Annotated in this window: 12 protein-coding genes; 7 read left to right on the top strand and 5 right to left on the bottom strand. The window is 68.5% G+C overall.

What is annotated here, in order from left to right:
• Positions 1–59: 59 nt before the first annotated feature.
• Positions 60–2,330 (bottom strand): heavy metal translocating P-type ATPase, encoded by a 2,271-nt coding sequence (locus WOA58_RS11930; RefSeq protein WP_340604435.1) that lies wholly within the window; start codon positions 2,328–2,330, stop codon positions 60–62.
• A gap of 57 nt (positions 2,331–2,387) precedes the next feature.
• Positions 2,388–3,122 (bottom strand): helix-turn-helix domain-containing protein, encoded by a 735-nt coding sequence (locus tag WOA58_RS11925; RefSeq protein WP_340604434.1) that lies wholly within the window; start codon positions 3,120–3,122, stop codon positions 2,388–2,390.
• A 298-nt stretch (positions 3,123–3,420) separates the two neighbouring features.
• Here WOA58_RS11925 and WOA58_RS11920 point away from each other — a divergent pair, with 298 nt between their 5' ends.
• Positions 3,421–4,332, top strand: a complete 912-nt coding sequence (locus tag WOA58_RS11920) for a thiamine-phosphate synthase family protein (protein WP_340604597.1) — start codon at positions 3,421–3,423, stop codon at positions 4,330–4,332.
• A gap of 12 nt (positions 4,333–4,344) precedes the next feature.
• On the opposite strand, the gene thiC is transcribed toward WOA58_RS11920, so the two are convergent.
• Positions 4,345–5,790: a phosphomethylpyrimidine synthase ThiC gene (thiC, locus tag WOA58_RS11915; protein ID WP_340604433.1), complete on the bottom strand. Its 1,446-nt coding sequence runs from the start codon at positions 5,788–5,790 to the stop codon at positions 4,345–4,347.
• Between the two features lie 192 nt (positions 5,791–5,982).
• Between thiC and WOA58_RS11910 the strand changes: the two genes are divergently transcribed.
• From WOA58_RS11910 to WOA58_RS11890, 5 genes are all read left to right on the top strand, one after another.
• Positions 5,983–6,765: a basic amino acid ABC transporter substrate-binding protein gene (locus tag WOA58_RS11910; RefSeq protein ID WP_340604432.1), complete on the top strand. Its 783-nt coding sequence runs from the start codon at positions 5,983–5,985 to the stop codon at positions 6,763–6,765.
• Positions 6,766–6,771: 6 nt separating this feature from the next.
• Positions 6,772–7,473 carry an amino acid ABC transporter permease gene (locus WOA58_RS11905; RefSeq protein WP_340604431.1) on the top strand — a complete coding sequence of 234 codons (702 nt, stop codon included), beginning with the start codon at positions 6,772–6,774 and terminating at the stop codon, positions 7,471–7,473.
• The gene (locus WOA58_RS11900; protein WP_340604430.1) at positions 7,470–8,222 is read left to right on the top strand and encodes an amino acid ABC transporter ATP-binding protein; all 753 of its coding nucleotides are present in this window, start codon (positions 7,470–7,472) and stop codon (positions 8,220–8,222) included. Before WOA58_RS11905 ends, WOA58_RS11900 begins: the two co-directional genes overlap by 4 nt.
• A 35-nt stretch (positions 8,223–8,257) precedes the next feature.
• The gene (locus tag WOA58_RS11895) at positions 8,258–9,184 is read left to right on the top strand and encodes an amino acid ABC transporter permease (RefSeq protein WP_390220924.1); all 927 of its coding nucleotides are present in this window, start codon (positions 8,258–8,260) and stop codon (positions 9,182–9,184) included.
• 134 nt (positions 9,185–9,318) lie between these two features.
• Positions 9,319–10,530, top strand: coding sequence for an ABC transporter substrate-binding protein (locus WOA58_RS11890; protein WP_340604429.1), 1,212 nt, complete (start codon positions 9,319–9,321; stop codon positions 10,528–10,530).
• Between the two features lie 225 nt (positions 10,531–10,755).
• On the opposite strand, the gene WOA58_RS11885 is transcribed toward WOA58_RS11890, so the two are convergent.
• Positions 10,756–12,120 (bottom strand): M14 family zinc carboxypeptidase, encoded by a 1,365-nt coding sequence (locus tag WOA58_RS11885; protein WP_340604428.1) that lies wholly within the window; start codon positions 12,118–12,120, stop codon positions 10,756–10,758.
• 358 nt (positions 12,121–12,478) lie between these two features.
• A complete protein-coding gene (locus WOA58_RS11880) occupies positions 12,479–12,859 on the bottom strand; it encodes a DUF7344 domain-containing protein (protein ID WP_340604427.1) in 381 nt (126 codons plus the stop codon).
• A 194-nt stretch (positions 12,860–13,053) separates the two neighbouring features.
• Between WOA58_RS11880 and WOA58_RS11875 the strand changes: the two genes are divergently transcribed.
• Complete coding sequence (locus WOA58_RS11875) at positions 13,054–15,591, top strand: PAS domain S-box protein (RefSeq protein ID WP_340604426.1); 2,538 nt, start codon at positions 13,054–13,056, stop codon at positions 15,589–15,591.
• Positions 15,592–15,616 lie beyond the last annotated feature (25 nt).

The following is a 15,616-nucleotide window of genomic DNA, read 5'->3' as shown; positions in this document are numbered from 1 at the left end:
GGGGAGGCCGCGGGCGGACAAAAGGGTGCGGCCGGCGAAGGAGGGCGTCGGCTGGCCGATCAGCGTTCGAGATAGCGTTCGGGACTCACCCGCGACAGGCGCATCGCGTTGCCGGTGACCGCGAGGCTCATCCCCATGTCGCCGACGACGACCGCGAGCGCGACCGAGACGTAGCCCAACGGCACGCCGACCGCCAGCAGGAGCTTGACCCCGAGGCTGCTCCAGATGTTCTGGCGGATCACGTCGTTGGCCTCGTTCGAGAGCGCGTACAGGTAGGGGAGCCGCGAGACGTCGTCGCCCATCAGCGCGATGTCGGCCGTCTCGATCGCCGTGTCCGTCCCCGCCGCGCCCATCGCGACGCTCACCGTCGCGGTCGCCAGCGCCGGCGCGTCGTTGATCCCGTCGCCGACCATCGCGACCGAGCCGTGCTCGGCCTCGAGGTCCTCGACCGCTTCCACCTTCTCGTCGGGGAGCAGGTCCGCGCGGTACTCGTCGACGCCGAGCTCGCGGGCGACCGCGCGGGCGGTCCCCTCGTTGTCGCCGGTGAGCATCACCAGCGGCGCGATCCCAAGCTCGTGGAGGGCCTCGATCGCCCGTTTGGCTCCCGGTCGGACCTCGTCGGCGACCCCGATCGCGCCCAGCAGCCGCTCGTCCGTCCCGACGAGCACGACCGTCTTCCCGTCGCGCTCCAGCGTGGCGACCGTCTCGACCGCCCTGCCCGGATCGGCCATCGGACGGGCGGAGGTCCCGCCGTCGGTCTCGGTCGCCCGACCCGAGAGGTCGAAGCCCAGCTCCTCGAACAGTGCGGGCTTGCCCGCGTAGTGTTCGGCGCCGTCGACCTCGCCGCGGACGCCCTTGCCGGTGAGGCTCTCGAACCCCGAGACCGCGGGCGGCGAGATCCCCTCGTCGTCCGCCCGATCGAGGATCGCGCCGGCGATCGGGTGCTCGCTCCGCGATTCGAGGGCGGCCGCGTGTCCGAGGAGCTCGCGTTCGCTCCCCCCGAACGGGACGACGTCGGTCACCGCGAGGTCGCCGGTCGTCAGGGTGCCGGTCTTGTCGAAGGCGACGGCGTCGACCGCGCCCATCGACTCGAGGTGGTTGCCGCCCTTGATCAGGACGCCGTTTCTCGCGGCCGCGGTGACGCCGGAGGCGACGCTGACCGGCGTCGAGATGACGAACGCACACGGGCAGGCGATCACCAGCAGCGTCAGCCCGCGGACGAACCACGTCCCCCACGCGGCCCCGGCGACGAGCGGCGGGACGAGCGCGGTGAGGACCGCGAGGGCCACGATGACGGGCGTGTAGTAGCCCGCGAACCGGTCGACGAACCGCTCCGACTCGGTCCGCTTCGACTGGGCCTCCTGTACCAGCGTGATGATCCGCGAGAGCGTCGTCCCGTCGCTTTCGGCCGTCGTCTCGATCTCGAGGTAGCCCGCCTCGGCGATCGTCCCCGCGTAGACCTCGTCGCCGGGGGCCTTGTCGGCGGGAACGCTCTCGCCGGTGATCGGCGACTGGTCGACCGCGCTCTCGCCCTCGCGGACGACCCCGTCGACGGGGATCCGCTCGCCGGGCCGGACGGCGACGAGGTCCCCGATATCGACCGCCTCGACGGGGACGGTGCGCTCCGTACCGTCCTGCAGAACCGTCGCCTCCTCGGGCGCCAGTTCGAGCAGCTCGCGCAGCGAGTCGCGCGTGCGGTCCATCGCGTACTCCTCGAGCAGCTCCGCGATGGAGAACAGCACCGCGAGAGTGGCCGCCTCGACGAAGTAGCCGATCGCCGACGCCGCGACGATGGCCGTCGCCATCAGCAGATCAATGTCGAGGCTGCGGTTGAGCGCGGAGTAGTAGCCGTCCCGGACGACCGGCAGCCCGCTCGCCAGGACCGCGGCCGCGAGCAGCGCGCCGGCGACGTCGAGCTCGAGCCAGCCGACGGTGAACAGGGGCGCGTTCCAGCCGGTGAGGACGAACTCGACGGCCAGCCCGGCGACGAGGAAGGCCGCGCCGATCCACGTCTTGATCGCGCGCGGGCTCGACCACACCGCCGACGGCGGGGCCATCCCCCCGTCGTCCTCTTCCCCCCCATCCGCCACCTCGTAACCGGCACGCTCGACGGCGGCGACGACGTCGGCCCGCGTCGCCCGGTCGGGGTCGTAGCTGACGGCCGCGGTGCCCGTCGTGGGCGAGAGGTCGGCGTCGACGACCCCCTCCGTGCGCGCGAGGGCGTTCTCGACCTTCCCCGCACACGACGGACAGTCCATCTCGGGCACCGACAGCCGCACCGTTCGCGGGCCCTCTTCGCCCCTCTCGGGCGTCGTTTCGTTCACGTTCATTACCCTCTAGAAGGGCCGACGCGTCGATAAGCCTTGATTGGAGTATTCCAATCCCGATCAGGTCGGCTCGACCCCCTCCGCGAGGCGCTCGCGTTCGAGGAAGTGCGAGACGAGGTAGGCCTCGGCGCGGCGCAGCCGGTAGGCGAGCGTCGAGCGCGGGACGTCGAGGTCGGCGGCGAGCTCGGCGAGGTCGACCGCGCGGGGCGTCTCGTAGTAGCCGCGCTCGGCCGCGGCCCGCAGCGCCTCGCGCTGTTCGCGGGGAAGCGAATCGCTCCCGGCGGGCGAGGGCGAGAGTTCGGCGAGCCGGCGGACGTCGAGTTCGACGCCGTCGCCCGTCTCGGCGCGCAGCGCGTCGAAGAAGGCGTGGACGTCGGCACCCTCCGAGTGAACGACCCGCCAGGTGTGACGGCGCCCCTCGTGGCGCGTCTCGAAGAGGGAGCCCTCGCCGAGGTTCTCGAGCGCGAGATGCGGGATCGACGCGCAGATCGGGGTCCGTTCCCAGTAGGTGTAGAGGACGAGCGTTTCGGGGGAGCGATCGAGCACCTGCGTCTCGGAGGTCGCGCCGCAGGGGTCGGTCGCCAGACAGTCGGCGTAGTAGTCCGTCGTGAGGAAGGCGTCCTCGATCGCCGCGAGCGCGTTGGACGGCCCGGTCGCGTGATCGACCCGCCAGAGGCTGTCCGGGGTCGCGTGAAGCGACAGCGATCGGATCCCCGCGTCAGGGTGCTCGGCGAGGACGTCCGCCACCGCGTTCCGGCCCGGGTCGTACTCGAGGGTGAAGACGAGTTCGCGCATGGCGACCATAGGGTCTCGGTCGACAAAACGGGTCGTTTCGCCGTCCCGCCCCGACACCGGCGCCGATTACTTTTCTGTGATTATATGGCCCGAAATCATCGACCAGAAAGCCCACAAAGGGCGACTGCCGTTCTCCGCTGCCGGCAGCGATCCGATGCCGGTGTCTATGGCCTCGTGTCGGCCCTCCGGATGCCCCTCGACCGTCCTTTTTGGCGCCTGTGCAACAGGAGGAGTGGACGTTAAGGCCGTCGGCCCGTTCGATGGGATCGATGGACCTCACTTCGGAGGCGATGAACGGGTGGCGCTGACCCTTCCAAGCGAGATCGTCGTCGAGCGGTTCCTGCCGACCGCCCGCTCGATGCTGGCGGTCGAGCTGCACGAGCGGGGGCTCTCCCAGCGGGCGATCGCCGCCCGGCTCGGGGTCTCGCAGGCGGCCGTGAGCAAGTACCTCAACGAGGAGCACCCCGGCGAGCCGCGACTCGCGAACGATCCCCGGATGGGGAGGACGATCGAGGCGATCGCCGACGGCTTCGTGGACGGGACGATGGACGAGTTCGAGGCGCTCGCCGAGCTGCTCGAACTCGTCCACGGGTTCGAGGACCGAGGCCCGATCTGCGAGCTCCACGAGGCGGAGATGCCGGCGCTCGAGGGCCTGGGTTGTGACCTCTGTGTCCGCGGGCCCGACCGGGCCAGACAGGCCGAGCGCGACGCCCTCGCGAACGTCCGGGAAGCGGTGCGGCGCTTCGAGTCCGCCGCCCCCGTCGATCACGTCCCGAACGTCGGAACCAACGTCGCGACGGCCCTGCCCGACGCGGCCGACGCGACGGACGTCGCCGCCGTCCCCGGGCGGCTCCACGCGATGCGCGGGCGGGTCAACGTGCCCTCGGACCCGGAGTTCGGCGCCTCCGAGCACGTCGCCCGCACGCTGCTCGCCGCCCGGGCCGCGCGCTCGGAGGTCGGGGGCGCGCTGAACCTGCGGACCTCCGAGGCGCTGCTCTCGGCCGCCCGGGAGGCGGGGCTCCCGACCGTCGAGTTCGACGCGAGCTACGAGGATCGCGAGGAACGGCTGCGGGAGCTGCTGTCGGAGGGCGACGGGGTCCCCTGCGTGCTCTATCACGAGGGCGCGTTCGGGATCGAGCCGATCACGTACGTCCTCGATCGCGACGCCGTCGGGGCCGTCGAAACGGCGATCGAGCTCGTGGGATCCTGATCGGCGAGGGCGTCAGTCGTCGGCCGAGGAAACGGGAGTGAACCGGACCCCGTCGATCTCGATCTCGTCGGGCACCCGGCTCGTGTCGTGGCTCCCGGTCGGCGGGAGGTTCGCGTCGCCAGCCCGAGACGAGTCGAGATCCGTCCCGCCGTCGATCGCCGTCATCTCGCCGTCTACCGCCCGGGCGTCCTGATCGATCCGCATCGAGCAGAACTCCGCGCCACACATCGAACAGAAGCGCGCCTCCTTGTAGTTGTCCCCAGGGAGGGACTGGTCGTGGGACTCGCGGGCGCGCTCCGGATCGAGCGCGAGGTCGAACTGGCGGCGCCAGTCGAACTCGTATCTGGCTTCCGAGAGCGCGTCGTCCCAGTCGCGCGCGCCGGGAAGGTCGTTCGCGACGTCGGCCGCGTGGGCCGCGATCCGGTAGGCCGCGAGCCCCTCGCGGACGTCCGCCTCCTCGGGCAGGCCCAGATGTTCCTTGGGCGTGACGTAACAGAGCATCGCCGCGCCCGCGCGCCCGGCCTCGGTCGCGCCGATCGCACTGGTGACGTGGTCGTAACCCGGCGCGACGTCGGTCACGAGCGGGCCGAGCACGTAGAAGGGCGCGCCGTCACAGACCTCTCGCTGGCGCTCGACGTTGGCGGCGATCTCGTCCATCGGGACGTGGCCCGGCCCCTCGACCATTACCTGGACGCCGTGGTCCCACGCCGTCCGAGTGAGCTCGCCGAGGGTATCGAGCTCGGCGAACTGCGCCTCGTCGCTCGCGTCGGCCAGACAGCCCGGTCGGAGCCCATCGCCCAGCGAGAACGTCACGTCGTGCTCGGCGAACATCCTACAGATCGCCTCGAACTCGGTATACAGCGGGTTCTGCATGGCGTTCTCCTCCATCCACTGGGCGAGGATCGAACCGCCCCGCGAGACGATGCCCGTCTTCCGGCCGTCGGTCAGCGGGAGGTGCTCCATCAGGACCCCCGCGTGGATCGTCATGTAGTCGACGCCCTGGCGGGCCTGCTTCTCGATGACCTCGAGCAGGAGCTCGCGGGTGATGGCGGCGGGCTCCCCGGCCCGTTTGACCGCCTCGTAGATCGGGACGGTCCCGATCGGCACCGGCGAACGTGCGACGTTGGCCTCCCGGATCGCATCGAGGTCCTCGCCGGTCGAGAGATCCATTACCGTGTCGGCGCCGTAGTGAACCGCCGTGTGGAGCTTCCGGAGCTCCTCGCGGGGGTCGCTGGTCTCCTCGGAGTTGCCGATGTTCGCGTTGACCTTCGTCGCGAACTCCCGACCGATGACCATCGGATCGAGCGCGCTGTGGACGCGGTTGGCCGGGATGACCGCCTGCCCCTCCGCGACCTGCTCGCGGACGAACTCGGGATCGCGGTTCTCGCGCTCGGCGACCCGTTTCATCGCCGGCGTCGTCTCTCCCGCCCGGGCCCGCTGTAGCTGGGTTCGTACCATCGATAAGTGAGTTATACTACTCCATTATAATACTGTGTGATAGGGAAGCGTATCGGAGCCGAGCCGACGGGTTCGTGTCCCACGATGGTCAATCACCGGCGACGAGGAAGGGATGCTCGACGTATGGTTGGATCGAGCCGGGCAGATCTCTCGAAGGACAAATATATAGCTCACCCACGCCGTTCCGGTAGTATGCGACGACGGACGTATCTCAAGCTCGGTGGGGGCGCAGCGATCGGAGCGAGTCTCGGGGGCTGTCTCGACAGTGTGACAGGCGGTGGCGACGACGATTCGGAGATCGTCGCCGGGACGGCGCCCGGCTTCCCCCCGTTCGAGATGAACGAGGGCGGCGAGCTCGTGGGCTTCGACATCGACCTGCTCGAGGCGGTCGTCGAGGAGACCGACTACACCCTCGCCGACGACTGGGAGGAGTTCGAGTTCGAGTCGCTCATCCCCGCCCTGGAGAACGACAACATCGACGTGATCGCCGCGGCGATGACGATCGACCCCGAGCGCGAGGAGACGATCGCCTTCTCGGACCCCTACTACGAGGCCAACCAGTCCGTTCTCGTCCGCGAGGACGAGGACGTCGACTGGGAGACGATCGAGGACCTCGAGGGTGTGACCGTCGGCGCCCAGAGCGGGACGACCGGCGAGGCCGTCGTCGAGGACGAGCTGATCGAGGCCGGCCTGATCGACGACGGCGACTACAACACCTACGACAACTACGTGCTGGGGGTCGAGGACCTCGAGAACGGCAACGTCGACGCGATCGTCCTCGACGTGCCGGTCGCCGAGACGTTCGCCAACGACCGGGCGGTCGAGGTCGCCTTCACCTACGAGACCGGCGAGGAGTACGGCTTCGGACTCCGGCAGGACGAGGAGGAGCTCCAGAGCGCGCTCAACGAGGGACTGGCTACGGTCCAGGAGGACGGCCGCTACGAGGAGCTCGTCGACGAGTGGTTCGGCAACTGATCCCGGATGGACGGGACACTGATCGACGCGGGTTCGAGCCTCGCCCTCCAGATCGACGACTGGGCGTTCGTCCTCGAACACGCCGACTACCTGCTGGGCGGGACGGTGATCACGATCCTGCTGACGATCGCGAGCGTGCTGCTCGGCTTCCTGCTCGGGTTCCCGGCCGGCGCCGTCGAGGTGTACGGCGGGCGCTACTCCAAGGGACTGGTCTCGACCGTCGGCGTCGTCCTGCGGGGAACGCCGATCCTGGTGATCCTGATCGTGATGTTCTTCGTCGTCTCGATAAACAGCGCTTTTCTCGCCGCGATCCTTGGGCTCGGGCTGCGAAGCGCGGCCTACCAGTCACAGATCTTTCGGGGCGCGATCCAGAGCGTCGACGAGGGCCAGATCGAGGCCGCCCGATCCGTGGGGATGAGCAAGCTCGAGGCGATCAGACACGTCGTCGTCCCCCAGTCGCTTCGCCGGAGCGTCCCGGGGTTTCAAAACGAGTTCACGATCGTCCTGAAGGACACGAGCATCGCCTTCGCGATCGGGCTGGCCGAGCTGCTGAGTCGGTCCTACGACCTGTTCGTCCAGCAGACGACCGCCGTGTTGGAGATAATCCTGTTCGCGAGCGCGATCTACTTCGTGCTCACGTTCTCGACGAACCGCGCGCTCGACCGACTGGCCGACGCCTACGCGATCCCCGGGGGTGAGACCGCATGAGCGACCCTCTCCTCGAGATCGATGACGTGGTCAAACGCTACGGCGACGAGACCGCACTCGACGGCGTGAGCCTCGAAATGGATCGGGGCGACGTCGGCGTGCTGATCGGGCCCAGCGGGAGCGGCAAGTCGACGCTGCTTCGCTGTGTCAACCGACTCACCGAGATCGACGACGGGGCGATCTACCTCGACGGCGAGCTCGTGACCGGTCCGGACACCGACGTCGACGACCTCCGCCGGCGGATCGGGATGGTCTTCCAGGACTTCAACCTCTTCACCCATCTGACCGCCCGCGGGAACATCGTCCTCGGGCTGCGGCGGGTGCGGGGACTGGAGAAGGCCGAAGGGGAACGGATCGCCGACGAGCATCTGGCACAGGTCGGGATCGCCGAGCAGGCCGACTCCTATCCCGCCGAGCTCTCCGGCGGCCAGCAACAGCGGGTGGGGATCGCCCGGGCGCTGGCGATGGAGCCCGAGCTCATGCTGTTCGACGAGCCCACGAGCGCGCTCGACCCCGAGCTCGTCGGCGAGGTCCTGGCCGTGATGCGCCGGCTCGCCGACGAGGGGATGACGATGCTCGTCGCGACCCACGAGATGGGGTTCGCCCAGTCGGTCGCCTCGCAGGTGACGTTCCTCGATAAGGGCCGGGTCGTCGAGACCGGCCCGCCCGAGAAGCTCTTCGAGCACCCCGAGCGCGACCGGACGAAAGCCTTCCTCGGACGGCTCCTCGACGAGGGGCCGGAGGCCTGAACCGTGTCGAGTAGAGCACCCCTCGGGGGATGGCGATGAGCGACGCCACCGCTACCGAGGGCCCGCTGGCGGGCATGGCGGGGGAGCACTCCGCCCGCCGCTGGCTGCTGATCGCCGGCGCGGCGCTGTTCTGGGGCTGGCTGCTGGTGCGCTGGTTCAACGACTGGGTACTCGTCCGGCTGGGTCTGGGGATCGAACGCGGCGAGCCGTTCGCCCCGACGGCGTTGCTCGAGGCGAGCGGGACCCTGGAGCCGGTCGGCTTCGCGCTCTCCTTGCTGCCGGCGTTCGCCGGCGGTATCTGGCTCACGATCGTGCTGACGATCGGCGGGATGTTCTTCGGCTTCTTCATCGCCGTCCCGCTGAGCGTCGCGCGGGTCTACGGGCGCTGGTCGGCCTGGCTCTCGCTCTTCTACACCGAGCTGATCCGCGGGACGCCGCTTCTGGCCCAGCTGTTCGTGCTCTACTACGGGCTCGGCCTCTCGGGCTGGATCCGCGAGCTGCCGTACGTGGGCTACGGGGCGATCCCCGATCAGGCCGTCTGGGTCGCGATGATCGCCTTCACGATCAACAGCGCGGCCTACCAGGCCGAGTACATCCGCGCGGCGCTCCAGAGCGTCGAGGGCGGCCAGCTGACCGCCGCCCGCTCGGTCGGGCTCTCGAAGCTCGAAGGGATCCGCTACGTGGTACTTCCCCAGGGACTTCGCTACGCGATCCCCGGCTGGACGAACGAGCTGGTCTACCTGATCAAGTACTCCTCGCTGGCCGCGTTCATCACCGTCCCCGAACTGTTCAGGCAGGCCCAGTCGATCGCCTCCTCGAACTTCCGTTATACGGCGGTGTTCCTCACCGTGGGGCTCGTCTACCTCTGTCTGGTGTTGAGCGCCTCGGCCGTGATGAACCACGTCGAACGCCGCGTCGCGATCCCCGGGCTGGGCCAGGTCGAGGGCCGCCAGCAGACGTAGTGGCTGGGGACCGCCCCACGCTGATCGAGCTGCCCCTTTTCCACCCCTCTCCCGCTGTACTTCTCCGTCCGAGTGCAGTTTCGGTCGGCCTAAAAACCGAAACGGATTTATCTATTTAGGCGGGCCTAAATACCATGGAAGGCGAACGGACGCACCAGACGGGGCCGACGCGGCGCGAATACATGACCTACGGCGCGGCGCTCGGGGGGACCCTACTCGCCGGCTGTGCGGACGACGCCGGCACGGAATCGGAGTCGGAGTCGAGCGGGGAAGGCTCCACCGGAGACGGGGGGACGTATTCGGCGTCGATGGCGCCGGTCGGCGAGGTGGAGTTCGAGAGCGTCCCCGAGGAGGTGATGGTCTACAGCCTGCTGTACGCCGACATGGCGGTCGCGTACGGCCACGGCGACGCGGTCAACTCGCTCGGCTTCGACGCGGAGGCGGGCGGCAACACCCTCGACGCCTACTACGAACACCTCGAGGGGGTCTCGTTCGACCGGGAGGACATCGCCCAGCTCAACACCGGCTCGGAGGGGCTGACCATCGACAAGGAGCAGGTCTACGAGCTGGACTCGGATCTCCACCTGGTCGACCCGGCCCTCGTGGCGTCGTTCGACGGCTGGGGGCGCGAGGACGTCGAGGAGATCGCCGAGAACGTCGCGCCCTGGTTCGGGAACGTCTACAGCCGCGAGCACGGCGAGCCGCCCGAGGCGTATCAAGAAGAGTACGAGTACTACACGCTCTGGGAGATCGCCGAGCGGGTCTCGGCGGTGTTCCGGGCCGAAGAACGGTACGAGGAGCTGAACGCGGTCCACGACGAGCTGCTCGAGACGATCGAGTCGGGGCTCCCCCCCGAGGACGAGCGGCCCACGGTCGGCGCGGTCATCTTCATGGACGAGACGTTCTACCCGACGCATCTCGACGCGCCGGGATTCGCAACCGCAGACCTGCGTCCCCTCGGAGCCGTCGACGCCTTCGGGGACAGGGAGGTGACCTACGAGACCGCCTACGACTACGAGACCATGCTCGAGATCGACCCCGAGGTCATCCTCCATCGGTACGGGATCGCCTCCTACTACGACGTGGGGGCGATCCGCGAGACGCTCGCGGACCACCCCGTCGCCGGGCAGCTCACGGCCGTCGAGGAGGGGCGCGTGTACCCGTCGGGCGACCCCGAGCAGGGCCCGATCATGAACCTCTTCCAGCTCGAGATGGCCGCGAAGCAGCTCTATCCCGACCAGTTCGGCGAGTGGCCCGCGGACCACGACGGCGACGCCTATCCCGAACTTCCCGAGGACGAACGGCTGTTCGACCGCGAGTGGGTCGCGAACGCCATCGAGGGATGAGTCTCGTCGACGTGCTGGCTCCGACGACGACATCGGCGGGCCGCACCTCGACGACGGGCTCGTCCTCGAACGGCCCGAGATCGGGGCGGGAGAACGGTCGACGGGAACGAACGACCGTCCGGCCGACCACCGGCACGTGCCGCATCGCCGGACTGAACCGATTTTCGTATACCGATACCGGGTTGATCGGTCCGTCGGAACCCGGATGGCTTCGGTAGGGCCGATTCAGCGCGGGAGCGCCACGCCGCCTACCTGGCCGAGTCCTTCGAGGCTAGCGCGGTCCGCGTCCTCGACCTCCTCGAGGCTCGGGCCGACGAGCGGCGTCTCGAAGTACGCCTCCTCGTCGACGTCGCTCAGCTGGGGGTCCTCCGCCAGCGCGCTGAACGTCTCCATGTAGCCGATTCGAGTGGCTTCGAGGTAGAGCCCGTAGGACTCGTCGCCGACCTGGTCGGACTGGCCCGAGACCTCGTAGAGCATCGCGGCGGCGTCGGTCAGCGGACAGAGCGCGTCGAAGTAGTCGCCCCAGATGGGGAAGTAGCCGAAACGGGTGACGGTGTCGAAGGCGTCCCACGGCTGGTCGGCCAGCGCCTCCCCGACGAGCTGGTTGAGTCGCAGCGAGCGGGCGCTGGTCTCGGCGTCGATGAAGGGGTTGACGTTGTCCGCGACCGGCGCGTCAGGGTCCGCGAAGGGTGCCTGGTCCTCGTAGGCCGGGCCGTAGACCGGCATGGTGCTCAGAAGCGAGCGCTGCGGGTCGCTTTCCTCGTCCTCGTCCGGCACCGTCGCGACGTTCTGGTGGTGGTGGCTGATCGCCACGTCGGGGTCCGCCCGCAGGAACGAGTCGGTGATCGCGCGGACCTCCTCGGTGAGCCGCAGTCCGCTGCCCCGCAGGACGTGGCCCTCGCGGGGCTGATCCATGTACCACTCGGTCCCGCCGTCGTCGGTCTCCTCGGCGCGCCACCAGTCGGCCTCGTCGTCGACGCCCGGCGTCGCGTCGAACCCGGGATCGATGTTGAAGTCACGGTTCATGTCGTAGCCGGCTGGCGTGCCGTAGTTGTAGTAGGGCTCGTACCGCGAGTCGCACTCGCACCACGGCTGGGTGTTCTGCCGGCGCGAAACGCGCTGTTCGTGGCCGTCGCCGGTGGTGTCCTCCCGGTACATCGCCCCGTCGGGGTTCGAGCGGGGGATGAACGTCAGCGAGAGGTTCTCGAGGATCTCCTCGGTTTCGGGCGAGGTGCCCTGCGAGAGCTGGCGGATCATCAGCAGCGAGACCTCCGTGCCCGTCGGCTCGTCGCCGTGGATCTGGTCGATGATATGGACGCTGGTATCACCCTCGCCGAGTTTCACCTCCCAGAGGGGGTCGTTCCGGCCCGCCGACCGGCCGATCTCGGTGAGGGTGATCCGGTCGCTAGTCCGATCGAGGAGCTTCAGCTCCTCGGTGACCTGTTCGTTGGTCCGGTACGGGCCGGCGTCGAGGTCGACCGGACCGTAGCCGTCGTCTCCGTCGGGCTGTCCTGCGACCGGCACCGACGCGGCCGAGAGGCCGGCCGTCGTCGCGATGCCGAGCGATCTGAGGAAGGTTCGTCGTTGCATAGTAGTACCCATCACACCCCACGCGAACCCGCGGCGCTCGCGTCATAGATTCGCAATAGGGATACGAAAACCATAGCTGAAAACGTAATAAAAATACCGAACTACTGGATAGTCTACCGGGTCAACGGGCGAAAAATACCGAACGGCGGACCGCAGGACAGCCACCGGCGGCGTGATAGATGGCGGGGCGCTCGCCGAACGCGGCCTCAGCGAAGGCTCGCCGATCGAGCCGAAGGAGCCGCTCGGTTCCCAGTCGAACCTCGAAGCATCGGGCGACGACTGAGCTGAATCCGCTCGGCAGAGTGAGTTCCCTCGACGGATCCGGTGAATTCCCAGAGAACGTCCCGACACGAACCGCTCAGCAGGTAGAGGCGAGTTTCCGTCCGTACTCCGTCAGCTCGATCGTGCCGTCCTCCTGGTCGTACTCGACGAGGTCGGCGCCGACCAGCTGAGGGAGGTGTTTGTGATGGAGGAGGACCCGCATCCGCTCGCGGTCCTCGTCCGAGACGGATCCGTCGTCGGCTTCGAGGTCCCAGTCGGCCAGATGGTCCGCAAGCGCGTTCCGGGAAACGTCCGTATTCGCATCGAAAACGTACAGCAGGGTCTCCTGACGAAGCGGGTCCTTGACGGCGTCGACGACGACGTCGGACGGCGGTTCAATCCCCTCGTCCCGTCCGATCTCCGCGGACTTCAACAACAACCGACCCGCGCGCTTTGCCGTATCAGTAGATTGGCTCATCCTTCTGGTTTCTCCAACGGGTTTCCCCACCTAAATACTCGTCCCTACTATGATTGGTATGGTTGAATTTTGATAGTAAAACCGGATCGGATCGATGTCGCCGGACCGTTCGGAGGGGTTCGCTGAGAGGCGTTGGTGGTAATAGCGACTTTCCTACCGCAATTATTATCTTTAGTGGCGGAATAAATCTCCCGATGACCACCCACTCGCCCGGCGAGCGGGGCCCCCTGGCGGCGGTAGCCGAGCGGGAGGCAGCCGTGGGCGACCTCGACGGGCTTCTGGAGGCGGCACGGATCGGGATAGCCCGTCTCACGACGGAGGGGACGTTTCTGGAGGTCAACGACGCGTTCACGACGCTGACGGGCTACTCGCGGGACGAGCTGCGGGGTCGACCGTTCGCGACGGTCCTTCCGAACGGAGGCACGACGGACGGCGATCCCTTCGATCGGTTCCGGGCAGCGGGGACCGAGCCAGCCACGTTCGATCACCGGATCGGGACGGCGGCCGGCGGATCGATCCCCTGTGAAACGACCTTCCAGTCGGTCAGCGACCCGGACGGGGCCGACGTTCTGGGCATCGTTCGGACGGCCGTTTCCGATCCGACGACCGACTCCCGCTCGACAGGGGAGACCGAGACGGCGATCGGGAAGTCCTTCCTCGCGCTCGCGAACGCCATCAGCGACGGCATCATCGTCCTCGACTCGAACAGCGACATCCAGTACGCGAACCCGGCCGTCGAGCGGATCCTGGGCTATCCACCGGCCGAGCTGATCGGGGCCAGCAAGCTGAAGATCATTCCCGATCGCCTCCAAGAGACGCATCTGGCCGCGCTCCAACGGTATCTCGACACCGGCGAGCGGAACATCAACTGGTCGTACGTCGAACTGCCCGGCCAGCACCGGGAGGGCCACGAGGTCCCGCTCGGCGTCTCCCTGAACACGTTCACCTACGGGGGAGCCCGCTACTTCGTCGGCCTGATCCGGGACATCACCCCCCGAAAGCGGGCCGAAGAGGCGCTCGCGACGCGCCTCGCACAGCAGGATGTGGCCGCACACCTCGGGCGCCGTGCGCTCCGGGCCGAGGCCATCGATTCCCTCCTCGACGAGGCCGTCGAGGCGGTCGCCGCGGGGCTGGACGCGGAGTACGCCAAGGTCCTGGAGCTCACCGAGGACGATCGGGAGCTACTGCTTCGTGCCGGGGTCGGATGGGAGCCCGGCCTCGTGGGAAGCGCGACGATCTCGGCGACGGCCGACGACTCCCAGGCCGGCCACACCCTCTCGGAATCCCACCCCATCGTCGTCGAGGACCTCGGTTCCGAGACCCGCTTCAGCGGCCCACCGTTGTTGACCGATCACGGCGTCCGAAGCGGGGTCAGCGTCACCATCGGCTCCCCGGAGGAGCCGTGGGGGATCCTCGGCGTACACGACACCCGGAGCCGGGAGTTCACCGACCACGACGTCCACTTCGTCGAAACGGTGGCCTACATCCTCACCGCGGCCATTTCCCGAAGCCGCCATACGAGACAGCTCCGTACACAGCAACGCCAGCTTGCCGCGCTCAACCGACTGAACGCCCTGATCCACGGCATTCACCGGTCGATCATCAAGGAGACGTCCCAGGCCGAGATCGAGCGATCGGTCTGTGCCGGCCTCGTCGAGAAGGAGACCTATCGGTTCGCGGCGGTCTGGCACGCCGATCCCACGACGGGAGGCGTGACGCCGGCGGCCCACGCCGGCCACGAGGACGGCTATCCGGATCGCGTCGCGGGCGGAGGCGAGGGGATACCGGCGGAGAGGGGACCAGTGGGACGGGCCGTCGATGACCGCGAGACCTACGTCGTTCCCGACATCGCGGCCGCCGAGGAGTTCCCCCCCTGGCGCAAGGAGGCCCTCTCGCGGGGCTATCGCTCGGTCGCCGCCGTCCCGATCGTCTACGGCGACGCACTGTTCGGCGTCCTCAGCGTCTACGCCGGGACGGAGGACGCGTTCGGGGGGACCGTCCGGACCGTTCTCGGCGTCCTCGGCGAGACGGTCGGCCACGCGATCGCGACGGCCAATCAGGAACAGACGCTGCTGGGCCGTGAGCGGACCGTCGTGACGCTGGATATCCGGGGCTACGATGGGGCGTCGGGGATCGAGACGGACCACGAGGGGAGTTTCGGCGTCTCCCGGCTCGTCCCCGTCGGCGACGAGCGCTACCTGCTCTACGGCGAGGGCGAGTCGGAGATCGAGGGGACGCTCGCCGCGTTGGAGGACTCCCCCCTCAGCGTCACCGACGTGACGGCGACCGCGGTCGGAGAGGGGACGATCGGGTTCGAACTGGAGCTGTCGGATCCGCCGATAGTTTCGCGGATACTCGCACACGGCGGGCGCATGCTCGGCGTGACCTACCGGGGCGGGAACCTGATCACGACGATCGAGCTCCCCCCGGCCGCCGACGTCTCCCGGCTCGTCGCGGAGATCGAGGCGATCCAGCCCGGTCTGAGCGTGGAGCTCCACAAACGGCGGACGCGCTCGCGGACCGATACCCCGGCCACGGCGTTCGAGGACCTCACGGAGCGACAGCGGGCCGCACTCGAGACGGCGTACTACAGCGGCTACTTCGAGTGGCCCCGGGAGAACGACGGCAACGCGATCGCCGCGAAGCTCGGGATCTCCTCGGCGACGTTCCAACAGCACTTCCGAGCGGGGCAGCGAAAGCTGTTGAGGAACCTTCTCGACGGGCCACGGTGAGACCGGGGCTCACCGAGAACGGACC

Source organism: Halalkalicoccus tibetensis (assembly GCF_037996645.1).
Classification (GTDB): domain Archaea; phylum Halobacteriota; class Halobacteria; order Halobacteriales; family Halalkalicoccaceae; genus Halalkalicoccus; species Halalkalicoccus tibetensis.
Note: the sequence above shows the minus strand (reverse complement) of the source record. Positions and strands in the feature narration are given on the sequence as shown.

Coding starts and splice junctions, on each gene's coding strand:
- WOA58_RS11925 (WP_340604434.1), bottom strand. CDS start 3,122: ATGCGCGAACTCGTCTTCACCCTCGAGTACGACCCGGGCCGGAACGCG.
- WOA58_RS11885 (WP_340604428.1), bottom strand. CDS start 12,120: ATGCAACGACGAACCTTCCTCAGATCGCTCGGCATCGCGACGACGGCC.
- WOA58_RS11875 (WP_340604426.1), top strand. CDS start 13,054: ATGACCACCCACTCGCCCGGCGAGCGGGGCCCCCTGGCGGCGGTAGCC.
- WOA58_RS11890 (WP_340604429.1), top strand. CDS start 9,319: ATGGAAGGCGAACGGACGCACCAGACGGGGCCGACGCGGCGCGAATAC.
- WOA58_RS11930 (WP_340604435.1), bottom strand. CDS start 2,330: ATGAACGTGAACGAAACGACGCCCGAGAGGGGCGAAGAGGGCCCGCGA.
- thiC (WP_340604433.1), bottom strand. CDS start 5,790: ATGGTACGAACCCAGCTACAGCGGGCCCGGGCGGGAGAGACGACGCCG.
- WOA58_RS11880 (WP_340604427.1), bottom strand. CDS start 12,859: ATGAGCCAATCTACTGATACGGCAAAGCGCGCGGGTCGGTTGTTGTTG.
- WOA58_RS11910 (WP_340604432.1), top strand. CDS start 5,983: ATGCGACGACGGACGTATCTCAAGCTCGGTGGGGGCGCAGCGATCGGA.
- WOA58_RS11895 (WP_390220924.1), top strand. CDS start 8,258: ATGAGCGACGCCACCGCTACCGAGGGCCCGCTGGCGGGCATGGCGGGG.
- WOA58_RS11905 (WP_340604431.1), top strand. CDS start 6,772: ATGGACGGGACACTGATCGACGCGGGTTCGAGCCTCGCCCTCCAGATC.
- WOA58_RS11900 (WP_340604430.1), top strand. CDS start 7,470: ATGAGCGACCCTCTCCTCGAGATCGATGACGTGGTCAAACGCTACGGC.